The sequence below is a fragment of the Bradyrhizobium sp. UFLA05-108 genome (assembly GCF_059803455.1).
Genome location: NZ_JBANAZ010000052.1, coordinates 37,321 through 49,704 on the forward strand (window position 1 = coordinate 37,321; position 12,384 = coordinate 49,704).

Sequence of the window (12,384 nt, forward strand, 5' to 3'; positions counted from 1 at the left end):
TCGATCCTCTTGCGCGGATGATTTTTAAGGGAGACCCCTGCAATGCTCGGCTGCGCGATCATTTCATGTAGCCCATGATGATCAGCACCAAGGTGACGGTGACCGCGCCGCCGATGCGGGTCGCGATCTGCGCGAACGGCATCAACTGCATGCGGTTTGCGGCGGTGAGGATCGCGACGTCGCCGGTGCCGCCTTGACCGCTGTGGCAGGCGTTCACGATCGCGGTCTCGATCGGGTACATGTTCATGAAGCGACCGACGGCAAAGCCGGTCGCCATGATCGTGACCACCGTCGACGCGATGGTGATGATGTTGGCGAAGTGGAACGCCGCGACCAGCTTGTCCCATGGCGTCAGGGCGACACCGATCGCGAACAGCAGCGGATAGGTCATGTTGGTGCGGACGAATTCGTAGACCACCATTCCGCCCTGCTGCAGCTCCGGGGATACCGCGCGGCTGAGCTTGGCGAGCACTGCCAGGAACAGCATCGCCACCGGCGCCGGCAATCCGAACAGGTGATGACAGAGAACGCCGAGCAGATAGAGTGTGATCGCGGTCAAGCCTGCGGCTGCGATCGTGCTGACGCCGACATGTCCGACGCCCTGCTCGTTGCCGCCTTCCTCGTGCACGGCGTGGACGTCGAGCTCGTCCTCGCCATGCGGCTGCAGCCGGCCTTCGCCGGTCAGATGCGGATATTTCTTGCCGACGAAGTTGAGCGCGCCGGACAGCAGGATCGCGGTCAGGCTGCCCAGCATCACCGGCGGAAGGACCTCGGCGAACACCTCGCCCTGCGGCACGCCGGTCAATGCAGCATAGCCGATCGACAGCGGGATGGCGCCCTCGCCGACGCCGCCGGCCATGATCGGCACCACGACATAGAAGAAGGTGTGTTTTGCTCCGAGGCCGAGCGCGGTGCCGACCACGGTACCGACGATCGCCGCGGCGATCGAGCCGACGACGAGCGGTATGAAGATCTTCAGGAAGCCGCGGATCAGGACCTCGCGATCCATCGCGAAGATACTGCCGACGATGATCGAGGCGATGAAGAGGTAGAGGAAGTTGGTCGACTTGGTGAAGTCGATGATCGACTTCTCGACCTGCGGCGGGATCCAGTGATAGAACGCCAGCGCCGAGGGAATGAAGGTGGCGAAGATTGCGCCGGCGCCTATGCTGCGCAGCACCGGCAATCGCTTGCCGATCTCGGCGCAGGTGAAGCCGCCAAGCACAAGCACCGCGATCATGGTCGGTCCGTCCGACTTGATCTCGCCAGTATAGACCAGCGCACCGACGAGAACGATGAGAAGGAGATAAATCGGAATCGGGATGATCCCGATCCGGATGTCCGTCAGCCGCCACCATCCTTCGGGCCAGAACCGGCTCACGGCATTCGCCGAGTTAAGATGTTCCGATCCCGCTTCTCTCCCGCGATGCGGAACGATACCGTCTGCGTCCTGCGCTGACATGCTCGTATTCCTCCCAATGTTTTTATGTTCGCAAGGAGTAGTCGTTCGCCCACGCTCCACAATCGTGGGCGCGGTGCGAAGGTTTTCCGTGTCTTCTTGTTGAGGGCAGGATATGTCGCCGAACCTGTCAGCAACCTGTCACGCAGGGCCGCCCGCTCAATGCTCGCTCAGCGCGCCTTTCCAATCCCTGAGGAATCGACGGCGCTTTGCCTGGTCCTGATATGTCAGCAGGTCGATGCTCAATGCTATCGGCCGAAGGGCTTTTTCTGCATCCACGAAGCCCGGAATCGCCGGCTTCATGTCCTCACGAACCGATCCAAGGGAATGTCGGGCCAACAATGTCTGGCCGGCGCGCGACAACAGGAAATCGACGAAGCGCCTGGCCAGTTCGGGCTGCTCCGCAGATCGCGGGATGAGCGCAATTCGTGACAACAGCAGCGTGTAATCGCTCGGAAAGATGACACCCAGGTCCGGCTCACGCTTGGCGCGCTCAAGCGCGTATGAGCCGAGGACGTTATAGGCCAAGACGAGCTCGCCGGCACTCACGCGATCGATCATCGCTGCAGATGAGGTGTAGAGCTTGACCCCCGACTGCCCCATCGTCGTCACGAGCTTCCATGTCTCGGCGGTGACGCGCACGTCCTGGCTCAAGAACAGCAGGCCCGTTCCGCTGAGTTCGGGATCGTAGGTCGCGATCTTCCCGTGGAACACCGCCGGATGATCTATCAGCAGACGCGACAGTTCTGCGTGGTCCTTCGGCACCAGGTTGCCTCGAAGCAACCGCTTGTTGAAGACGATCACAACCGGCTCGGCCGTAATGCCGTAAGCGCGATCCTTCCATCGGGCCCAACCCGGGATGCCCTCGATCTCCGTGGAACGGTATTCGGACGCATATCCGTCATTGGCAAGCTTGATCTGGAGATCCATCGCTGAGCTCCAGGCGACATCGACAACCTGCCCGGAAGGCTTCGCGATCTCGTCGTACAGCTCGGTGGACGAGATCTTGGAGTACTGAACGCGAACTTCGGGATTGAGCTTCATGAACTCGGCAACGAGCTCGCTCGCCTCTGCGACGTCGGTGGTAGCCTTGACCACCAGACGGGCCCGCGTATCGCCGGAGCCAACCTTTCCGTCCGAGCCGGTATCCCCGGCGAGAGCTGCGGCGCACAGCAGGAACCATGCCGCAGACACCCGGAGGCCGACGAGCAGACGGTCTAGCGGCGACGCGTGATGGCGTGTTCTCATCGATGGTGCGCAATCTTTTGACCTCGGGATGCATCTGAACTTACATTGTGCCACTTGGCAACGCCCCCCACCCCTGCCCGAGGTTCGTCGTCTTGCGTATCCTGATCGTTGAGGATGACATGTCGCTGGTGAAGGGCCTCAAGAAGGCCCTGACGCAAAGCGGCGTCGCCGTCGATCACGAGGCGAGCGGTTCGGGGGCCATCGAGATTGCCCCGTCCGAGGCATATTCGCTCATCATACTCGATCTTGGCCTGCCGGATTTGCCGGGGCAGGAGGTGCTTCGCAGGCTGCGCAGCAATGGCTGCGAAGTGCCGATTCTGATTCTCACCGCGCTCGGGGAAATCAAGGACAAGGTCAGGTGCTTCAATCTCGGGGCCGACGACTATCTCACCAAGCCGTTCGACCTCGACGAGTTCGAGGCGCGGGTCAAGGCATTGGTGCGGCGCGGCAAGGGTCGTCTCGATCCGGTCCTGAAATGCGGGGCCCTGATGCTCGAGACCTCTTGTGCAACGGCGACGCTGGCCGGCAAGCCACTGGTTCTGCGCCGGCGTGAAGTCACCGTACTCGAAATCCTGATGTCACATGCCGGCCGGCTCGTGCGGAAGGATCGCCTGATTTCCGAGGTCTTCGGCTTCGACGAGCCCGTAGCCCCGAACGCGATTGAACTCTACATCGCTCGGTTGCGGCAGAAACTTGCTCCCGACGGCCCCATGATCAAGACGGTCCGAGGTCTCGGCTATCTCATGGAGGACAGGTGACACCGAAACGCGCACCGTCGCTGCGCCGCGCGCTTCTGCTCAACCTGCTTATTCCAACCAGCGCGTTGGCTGCTGCCCTTGCTCTTGCCGGCCTAGTGCTCATCAATCAGACCATCGAAACGGCCTACGACCGTGTACTCGACGGCTCGGTGAAAGCCATCGCCGAGCGGATTGCCGTGGAAGACGGAGAGATCTCCGTCGATCTTCCACAAGTCGCTCTTGGAATGCTCGAAACGCGAGCTAACGACAGCGTCTACTACAGCGTTTCGTACGAGCAGACGCCAGTCACCGGCTACCAGGACTTGCCGCGGGCTGATCCGGCCACCATCCCGGTCGGCACCATCAAGCATTTCGATGCTCACTACAAAGGCGCATCGGTTCGCGTTGCGGCCACGACTCAGGCCACCTATGGCAAGCCATCGCCGGTCCTGGTCCAAGTTGCCGAGACAACGAAGGCGCGGACCGCGGCGAAACGCGAGCTTCTCCTCCCTCTCATCGTGCTGGAAATCGGTATCATCGCGACCGCCGCGGCGCTGGGATGGTTTGCGGTCCGTCGCGGACTTGCGCCGCTTGTGGATCTCGGACGTGAGATCGACTCCCGGCAATTCGGCGCCGGAACAGGTCTCCGCCGGCTGGAGCTCGAGAACATTCCCCATGAGGCGCATCCGCCCGTTCGGGCAATGAATGAGCTCTTCGCGCGGCTCGAGGCCGCGATCCAACTGATCCGTGATTTCATAGCCGACGCGTCGCACCAGATGAAGACGCCGCTCGCGTCACTGCGAGTCCATTTGGCGCTGCTGCAACGTGATGGGGGACACTTGCCGGACAACGTCGACACGATAGCCGAGATCGAACGATCTACCAAACATCTCGATCGGCTGGTCGCCCAGCTCATCGCGATGGCCCGCGCCGAGCAGGCCGCTGTCACTGAACCCGGCGTTCATGCCACGCCAGCCAATCTCGTTGCAAGCGCGAGCGAGGCAGTTGGAATGATGGCGCCATTTGCGGCAGCAAAGAACGTCGATCTGGCATTTGATCCCGCCGTTGAATGCGCGCTCGTCAGCATAGATTCCTCAATACTGCACGACATACTGACCAACCTGATCGACAACGCGATCAGGTACAATCGAGAAGGCGGTTCGGTCGTCGTCAGCGTGCTCGCACTCAGCGACGGATATGCGGTGAAGATCGCCGACGACGGGCCCGGCATAGTCGTCGAGCATCGGGAAAGGGTATTCGACCGCTTTTATCGTGTTCCAGCGGCCGATCGTCCGGCTGGTTCCGGGCTCGGGCTATCCATCGTCCGAACCTTGCTGCGACAGTGTCGCGGCGCGATCGAACTGGCGGACAATATCGACGGCTGCGGCCTGTCCGTTACCGTGACCTTCCCCGCCGGCCCAATGCCCTGACCAGACGGCCTTCGCCGGCGGACAAGTGGACATTGTCGTGCAGGAACCAGCGGTCATCGTACAGGTCGCCAAACAGAATCCGGCAAGACAGATCGAGCCGAAATTCACCATTGCAGAGTTCGACGTCGGCATCGGTATGCGCAAAGACGATACTTCGCTCGAGGACTTCGTCAACGACTGGGTTCGGACCAATCTCGCGAACGGTCGGCTCGACGACATCTTCAGGAAGTTTCACGGCATCGGACTGTCGCAAAGGATTTTGTCGATCAAGTCCTGAAACTCGAGATTTGGGGCTGTGTCGCGATAGGCGGAGCAGCAACAACAATCCGACGGTGCTCCCGATGAGCGATACGGCTTTACGAACGTTGATGACACACAATTGCGGCTCGACCGGCAACCGCGATACCTGCGGGCTGGCGATAATATCTTCATGATGAATGGGCATCAGCAAGCCTTCATTCGAGCTTGATGTTGGCGGCTTTGATGACTTGGCCCCACCGCTCATAATCTGCAGCCTGCTGCCGCGCGAGCACGTCAGGCGCGCCGCCGACAATCGTCACGCCGAGCTTGTCGAAGCGTGACATGACGGCGGGTTCTTTCAAGATGCGGTTGATCGCCTCGTTCAATCGTTGCACGATGGCCGCCGGCGTACCGGCCGGCGCGTAGATTCCCTGCCATTGTTCAACGACGAAGTCCTTGAAACCCAACTCGGTCATGATCGGGACCTTGGGCAAATCTTGCAGCCGATGCGCCGACGTCACGGCAAGGGCCCTGAGTGCGCCCGCCTGCACCTGCGGCAACGCAGCTGAAACGGGAAGGAAGGCGAAAGTGACCTGCCCCCCATGACGTCCTGCATGGCCGGCGCGTCGCCCTTGTAAGGTACGTGGAGCATATTCACGCTCGCCTGCAAGCGTAGAAATTCTCCCTGCATCTGGAGGATTGTTCCGATCCCTCCCGATGCGAACGAGATCAGGTCGGGCTTTTCCTTGGCTGCCGCGACAATGTCCTGCACCGAGAGATATGGACTGCTCGCCGGGACCACGAGCAGGTGAGCGACCGTGCCGACCAGCACGATCGGCTCGTACGCCTTGCTCGGCTCGTACGGGAGCTGACGCATCAGATGCGGCACAATGGTCTGAGGCCCGATGGAAGTACCCAGCAGCGTGTAACCGTCCGGCGCCGCGCGGGCAACGAAGGCTCCACCAATTGTGCCCGTGGCACCCGGCTTGTTTTCCACGATGACGGGAACACCGAAAATGTCCGAGAGTCCCTGCGCCGTCGTGCGCGCGAGGATGTCGGTCGTCCCTCCAGGAGGATAAGGGACGACGTAGGTTATCAGCTTTGAAGGCCAGTTCGGCTCGGCGTTAGCGGCCAGCGCGATCGGCGACAACAAAGCCGCCAGGATCACGCTCCGTCGCGTTTGCCCATGCTTGTCGACGTCTCTCGTGTTCGGATAGGGGTCGCAATCAATGGCCATGAGCGCCTCTTGTCCCCGATTTCTTATCTGAGCGACTCCGCCGCCCCACGGTTAAGATGCACGACGACAGTCTTCCGTACGGGGGCCCCATGAGTCGCCCCCCGCGGCCGCTCAGCTCCCGCTTCCTCCCGAGACAGGTGGAAAGAAAACGTCCTGCCACTTGGTCGGCGCCGCTTTCAAAAGCCCTGCCCTGGCCATGAATGTTCCGAAGCTCATCACGCCCTGCGGCTGCACGCCCCATTCGCCCGTAACAGACTTCAGCATCAGTTCGGTTTCGTCGAGGGAGAGCGATGTCTTCTCCGCGTCGAGCGATATCTCGGCAGCCTGCCGTGGATTGGCTTTGATGAATGCACCGGCCTCGTCGATTGCCGCGACGATGGCCGCGGCGACCTCCGGGTTCTTCTTCACGAATCCGCCCGTGGTCGCGAGCAAGCCGCTCGTGACCTTCTCGCCCAGATACTCCGAGAAAAAGAACAGCCGATGAACCGACGGACTCTTCTCGACGATGTCGCTATAGGGATGCGGCGCTGCATAGCCGCTGATGGTGCCGCCGGTGACAAGGCCGGCAGTCGCATCGGGATGGGGCAATTGGATCATCATGGTGTCAAGGCGCCGGGCCTGCCCTTCGCCAAAAGCCTTCTCGGCCGCCATTCGCATCAGCAGGCCCTGTTGCCCGGTCGTCGAGGTGACGGCGATGCGGTCGGTCGACTTGAAGTCGGCAAGCGATTTGACCTCGGGCTTGTTGGTGTAAAGCCCGTTGTCGCCGGCAACGAGCGCCGCCAGACCGCGAATGTCGATCGAGCTGCGGGTCTTTTCCGCCGCGATCAGCATGCCCGGCAGGCCGTAGGCGCCGATATCGATGGAACCGCTGATCAGAGCGTCGTTGATCGCGGGTGCGCCGCTGATCTTCTGGATCTTCACCGTGACGTCGACGGCCCTCGCAGCCGCAATATGCTTCGCAAAGAGTCCCTGCCGGTCGGCGATGATGACCGGCAAATAGGCGTAGCCATATTGAATTGCGATGGTGACCGCTTTGGCGCCGGCGGCCCTTGCGGATGTCCAGCCCGCCGCCGCGACCATGGCGGCTCCGCCCATCAACGCCCGCCGCGAAAAGAAGGCTTGCATCTTTCCTCCAAATGTTATTTTTGAAACGCCGTTTCAAATTAGCTACCCGGCTCGCGTTCGCGAGTCAACGGGGCACGCGGAGGCGCGAGAAATCCAATTCCTTGGAGCCGCGCTCAACATAAAGGGAGGATAAGCTCATGATTGGATTTCGGATTTTGAAGCGTCGCCGCGCCGTGAGTGCCGACGTCGTCGAGCGGTTCCGCACCATACCTGTCGCCAATATCAGCGACTCCATGTCACGCATGACGGCCGGTGGGTCGCGCCTGCGACCGCTGCATCGCAGCGGCGTGATGACCGGACCCGCCGTGACCGTGAAGACCCGGCCGGGCGACAACCTGATGATCCACAAGGCGATCGACATCGCGGCACCAGGCGACGTGATCGTGGTTGACGGCGGCGGCGATCTCACCAATGCGCTGATCGGCGAAATGATGATCTCGCACGCTCAAAAACGTGGACTCGCCGGCTTCGTCATCAACGGCGCCGTGCGCGACTCCGCCTGGATTGCCGAGCATGATTTTCCGATGTTCGCAGCCGGTATCAGCCATCGCGGCCCGTACAAGGACGGTCCTGGTGAAATCAACGTCCCGATTGCCATCGACGGCATGGTGATCGAGCCGGGCGACCTCGTGATCGGCGACAATGACGGGCTGCTCTGCGTGCCCTTCGACCACACGGAAACGATCCATGCGGCCGCTGCCGCCAAGCACGCGGCCGAAGAAAATCAAATGGTTGCGATCGCCGAAGGTCGCAGTGATCGCAGCTGGATCGATGCCGCCCTCAAGCGGCTGGGATGCGAGATCGAGTCGTGAGCACGGCGGCAGCGCCGCACGTTCCGGTGCGACCGGACTGGCTGGCGCTCTGCCGAGAACAGGCCATCGAGCCTGAGTTACCGATCGTCGATGCCCATCACCATCTATGGGACCGGCCGGGGCAGCGATATCTGTTCGACGAGTTGCTGGCGGACACGCGAAGCGGGCACGACATCCGCGCCACCGTCTTCGTCCAGAGCCGATCGATGTATCGCGCGGGCCTGCCAGCGGACCTCCAACCCATAGGCGAGGTAGAATTCGCCAACGGTATTGCCGCACAGGCGGCCTGCGGGTTGTATGGTCGCGTCCGGGCCTGCGCCGCCATCGTCGGCTTTGCCGATTTGATGCTGGGGGACCGCGTCGACGCCGTGCTGGATGTGTTGTGTCGGGCCGGCGGCGACCGGTTTCGCGGCATCCGCAACCAAACCGCCTGGCATGCCGATGCCGACATCGTCTCAAATCCGGTACCGCCGAAACCTGGCCTGCTCACGCATCCACAGTTCATGGCGGGCGCATGCCGCCTGCCCTCATATCGCCTGACCCTGGACGTGTGGGCCTATCATACCCAGCTCGCCGAGTTCGCCGAGCTGGCGCGGTCCTGTCCCGATACCCTGATCGTGCTCGACCATCTCGGAGGTCCGCTGGGGATCGGCCGTTATCGGAATCGCCGCGAAGGGGTGTTTGCGGAATGGTCCGCGGACCTGAAGCTGCTCGCCGAGCTTCCCAACGTCATCGTCAAGCTCGGCGGACTTGCAATGCGCATCGGTGGATTTGATTTTCACGAGCAGCCCGAGCCACCATCATCGACCGCGCTCGCCCAGGCATGGGCCCCCTATGTAATGACCGCGATTGAACTGTTCGGACCCTCGCGCTGCATGTTCGAGAGCAATTTCCCGGTCGACAAGGGCATGGTCAGCTATGTGTCGCTCTGGAATGCATTCAAGGTGATGACGAGGGAGTTGACGCCGTCGGAACGGCACGAACTGTTCTGCGGCACGGCGGTGCGAACCTATGGTCTTCCCGCCGTGGATCTCGAACTCTAACAACAAGGAGGTCGAAGCTGATGTTCTTTGCACCACCGCCCCACCTCGACACGGACGTGTTCACGCGCCTGCCCGATCGCTTCCGGAAGCGCCGCAACACGGCCTGGGCCGACGCCAATCGCGGCGGCCTCGCCATCGACAGCTTCCTGGAAGGGCCGTCCTTCGATCGCGAGGGACGGCTCTACGTCACTGACATCCCCTTCGGCAGAGTATTCCGCATCTCCACCGGCGGCGATTGGGAGCTGATCACGGAGTATGACGGCTGGCCCAACGGGCTGAAGATCCACAGCGACGGCCGCATCTTCATCACCGACTACAAGCGCGGCATCGTGCTGCTCGATCCCTCCTCGGGCGCCATTACGCCGTTCCTGGAAACGGCGGCATCGGAAGGCTTCAAGGGTGTCAACGACCTGGTGTTCGCGCCGAACGGCGACCTGTACTTCACCGATCAGGGCCAGACCGGCCTGCACGACCCAACGGGACGCGTCTACCGCCTGACCGCCGCCGGGCAATTGTCCTGCCTGCTCAACACCGTCCCAAGCCCCAACGGCATCGTCATCGATCCCGAGATGACGCACGTTCTGATCGCCGTTACTCGTGCCCAGCAGGTCTGGCGAATTCCGCTGGGACGCAGCGGCCTCACCACGAAGGTCGGCGTCTTTGCCCAGCTTCACGGGGGCCTTGGCGGCCCCGACGGCCTTGCCCTCGACGAAAATGGCGGCCTGCTGGTCGCCCATACCGGCTTTGGATCGGTCTGGCACCTGTCGAGGACCGCCGAGCCGCTGCGGCGGATCGTTTCCTGTGCGGGCATTTCAACGACAAATCTGGCGTTCGGCGGCCCATCCGGGCATGATCTGTTCATCACGGAATCGCAGACCGGCTCCATTCTGCGTGCCACGCTCGACGTCGCCGGCGCTCCGATGTACGCGCATCGGCGTTGAGCCAACCGGAATACCACGTGCTTCACATGATGGATCGAAAAGTCCGCGCCCGTCCGAAAGTCTCAGGCGTCGCTTCGGCCGATCGCCTCCTGACCGTCCTGACGGCGTTCAAGCGCGGCGACGATGCGCTCGAACTGACCGAACTCGCACAACGAACGGGCCTGGTCAAAAGCACCATCATGCGGCTGTGCGTATCGCTCGAGCGGTTCGGCCTGATCGAGCGGATTCCGGATGGGCGCTACCGGCTGGGGACGGAGATTGCCCGCCTGGGTTCGGTCTACCTCTCGTCATTCGCACTCGAGGCCCACGTGATGCCCGCCCTGGAAAAACTCGTGGCCATCTCCAGCGAGACCGCGTCGTTCTATATCCGACGGGGCGACCAGCGGCTCTGCCTCTTTCGGCTCGATTCGCCATTCCCCCTGCGCATGCACGTCCGTCCGGGCGACCTGCGCCCGATGGACAAGTCCTCCATCGCGCAAGTGCTGCAGAAGTTCGATCCGGCCCGCGGGAAACCCTCATCGGTCATCGAGGTTCCGATCTATACCAGCGGCGTGACCGATCCGCACGTCGCGTCACTGGCCATGCCGGTGTTCGGCGCCGGCGGGCGCCTACTCGGCGCGCTTGCCATCACGGGTCCGGCATCGCGCTGGACCCGGAAGCGGGCTGATGAAGCACGAAAAGCGCTGCGCGACGAGGCCGAAGTGCTTTCCGCGGCGCTCGGCGGCGCGCTCCAGACCTAAAGCGCGATGAGATTGTTTGAGCATGATCTCCGCGCAAACGTTCCGCGTTTGTCGCGAGGGAAAACCGCTCCACACTTTTCCGGGTCACGCTCTAACGTAATTCCCAAATTGCATTGGAACTTGTGCATCGACCGGCAGATTGGAACGACGTTTCATTTTCTGTTTTGCAACGTCGTTCTAAAATGCTAAATCGGGTTCGGGACGCAAGACGCGTTCGAACAAAAGAGGCGTTGAGAACGCCCGGGCCGCAGGGAGCGAGATGGCGATGGCGAGCAATGCCGCCGACGCAACGTGCAAGATACCCCCACAGTCGGGTTTCGACACGGCAGAGATGGCAACGGTTTCCAGGCGTCAGGTCCTGAAACTCGGTGTCGCCGCCGCCCTCGTCCCGTTCCTCGCGCGCCGAGCGAGCGCTGCGAGCATTGTCACGATCGCGATGCAGAACGGCATCGGCTATCTTCCGATCATCGTCGCAGATGCGCTTGGACTGTTCGACAAGAACGTTGCCGCGCAGGGGGCCGTCGGCACCAAGGTCGCGATCAAGAAGCTCAGCGGGGCGCCCGCGATCAACGACTCCCTGCTCAGCGGCAGCATCGAGATCGGCGCCTACGGCGCCCCGGGCCTGCTGGTCGCCTGGGAGAAGACCCGAAAGTCCTACAACATTCGCGGCCTCACTCCGCTTTCGATGGGTCGCTATTCGCTCTACACCTCAGATCCCGCCATCAAGACGGTCACGGACTTTCCGGCGACGAGCCGGATCGCCGTCACCGCCTTGAATTCACCGCAAGCCATCTTGCTCCGCATGGCGGGCGTGAAGGCGATGGGTGAAGCCGCAATCAAGCACTTCGATACGATGATGGTCGGTCTGCCGCACCCGGACGCGACCGCGATGATGCTGAGTGGATCAACCACGATCAACGGCTACTTCGCCAACGATCCCTTCATTACGGTGCTGGAGAAAACTCCAAAGCTCCACGTCGTCACGACATCGGACGAGATCCTCGGCCATCCCGCCACCAGCGGCCTGCTTGCAACGACGGGCAAATTTGTCGACGCCCAACCGCAAGCCGCGCGCGGAATCGTCGAGGCGATCCGCGAGGCTGAAGACTTCATCCGGGCAAATCCGGCCAAGGCGGGCGAGATCTACCTCAAGTCAGAACCCTTCGATATCTCCGGCGAAACGCTGACCGCGATGATCCGGGACAACAAATGGTCGACCGAACCGCACGGCATCATGGCTTATGCCAACTTCATGGCCAAGCTCGGGATGATCAAGACGGCGCCTGCCAAATGGCAAGACGTGTTCTTTGCACCGGTCGGCGACGGACCCGGCGACTGAGATTGCGATCCAGCACGCCGGTCAACCAGGGAA

Annotated in this window: 11 protein-coding genes and 1 pseudogene; 8 read left to right on the top strand and 4 right to left on the bottom strand. The window is 62.0% G+C overall.

Annotated features, from left to right (window positions below; all coding sequences use genetic code 11):
- Positions 1-58 precede the first annotated feature (58 nt).
- Entirely contained in the window at positions 59-1,381 is a 1,323-nt protein-coding gene (locus SO140_RS31305) for a 2-hydroxycarboxylate transporter family protein (RefSeq protein ID WP_449378741.1), read from the bottom strand.
- A gap of 237 nt (positions 1,382-1,618) precedes the next feature.
- Positions 1,619-2,707, bottom strand: coding sequence for an ABC transporter substrate-binding protein (locus SO140_RS31310; protein WP_449378742.1), 1,089 nt, complete (start codon positions 2,705-2,707; stop codon positions 1,619-1,621).
- 92 nt (positions 2,708-2,799) lie between these two features.
- On the opposite strand from SO140_RS31310, the gene SO140_RS31315 reads away from it, so the two are divergent.
- The 3 genes from SO140_RS31315 to SO140_RS31325 are packed head-to-tail and all read left to right on the top strand — an operon-like array spanning position 2,800 to position 5,151.
- Positions 2,800-3,465: a response regulator gene (locus tag SO140_RS31315; RefSeq protein ID WP_449378743.1), complete on the top strand. Its 666-nt coding sequence runs from the start codon at positions 2,800-2,802 to the stop codon at positions 3,463-3,465.
- Complete coding sequence (locus tag SO140_RS31320) at positions 3,462-4,874, top strand: sensor histidine kinase (RefSeq protein ID WP_449378744.1); 1,413 nt, start codon at positions 3,462-3,464, stop codon at positions 4,872-4,874. The genes SO140_RS31315 and SO140_RS31320 overlap by 4 nt, the downstream gene beginning before the upstream one ends.
- Before the next feature lie 37 nt (positions 4,875-4,911).
- Complete coding sequence (locus tag SO140_RS31325) at positions 4,912-5,151, top strand: type 2 periplasmic-binding domain-containing protein (RefSeq protein ID WP_449378745.1); 240 nt, start codon at positions 4,912-4,914, stop codon at positions 5,149-5,151.
- 178 nt (positions 5,152-5,329) lie between these two features.
- Here SO140_RS31325 and SO140_RS31330 read toward each other — a convergent pair.
- Together SO140_RS31330 and SO140_RS31335 are read right to left on the bottom strand one after the other, a co-directional pair.
- Positions 5,330-6,351, bottom strand: a pseudogene (locus SO140_RS31330) (Bug family tripartite tricarboxylate transporter substrate binding protein).
- Positions 6,352-6,462: 111 nt separating this feature from the next.
- Positions 6,463-7,476 carry an ABC transporter substrate-binding protein gene (locus SO140_RS31335; protein WP_498539789.1) on the bottom strand — a complete coding sequence of 338 codons (1,014 nt, stop codon included), beginning with the start codon at positions 7,474-7,476 and terminating at the stop codon, positions 6,463-6,465.
- A gap of 137 nt (positions 7,477-7,613) precedes the next feature.
- Here SO140_RS31335 and SO140_RS31340 point away from each other — a divergent pair, with 137 nt between their 5' ends.
- The 5 genes from SO140_RS31340 (at position 7,614) to SO140_RS31360 (ending at position 12,351) form a co-directional block, all read left to right on the top strand.
- Entirely contained in the window at positions 7,614-8,288 is a 675-nt protein-coding gene (locus SO140_RS31340; protein ID WP_449378748.1) for an RraA family protein, read from the top strand.
- Positions 8,285-9,331, top strand: coding sequence for an amidohydrolase family protein (locus SO140_RS31345; RefSeq protein WP_449378749.1), 1,047 nt, complete (start codon positions 8,285-8,287; stop codon positions 9,329-9,331). The genes SO140_RS31340 and SO140_RS31345 overlap by 4 nt, the downstream gene beginning before the upstream one ends.
- 17 nt (positions 9,332-9,348) lie before the next feature.
- Entirely contained in the window at positions 9,349-10,272 is a 924-nt protein-coding gene (locus SO140_RS31350; protein ID WP_498539833.1) for an SMP-30/gluconolactonase/LRE family protein, read from the top strand.
- A gap of 26 nt (positions 10,273-10,298) precedes the next feature.
- Entirely contained in the window at positions 10,299-11,012 is a 714-nt protein-coding gene (locus SO140_RS31355; protein WP_449378750.1) for an IclR family transcriptional regulator, read from the top strand.
- A gap of 265 nt (positions 11,013-11,277) precedes the next feature.
- Positions 11,278-12,351 carry an ABC transporter substrate-binding protein gene (locus SO140_RS31360; protein WP_498539788.1) on the top strand — a complete coding sequence of 358 codons (1,074 nt, stop codon included), beginning with the start codon at positions 11,278-11,280 and terminating at the stop codon, positions 12,349-12,351.
- Positions 12,352-12,384: the final 33 nt, after the last annotated feature.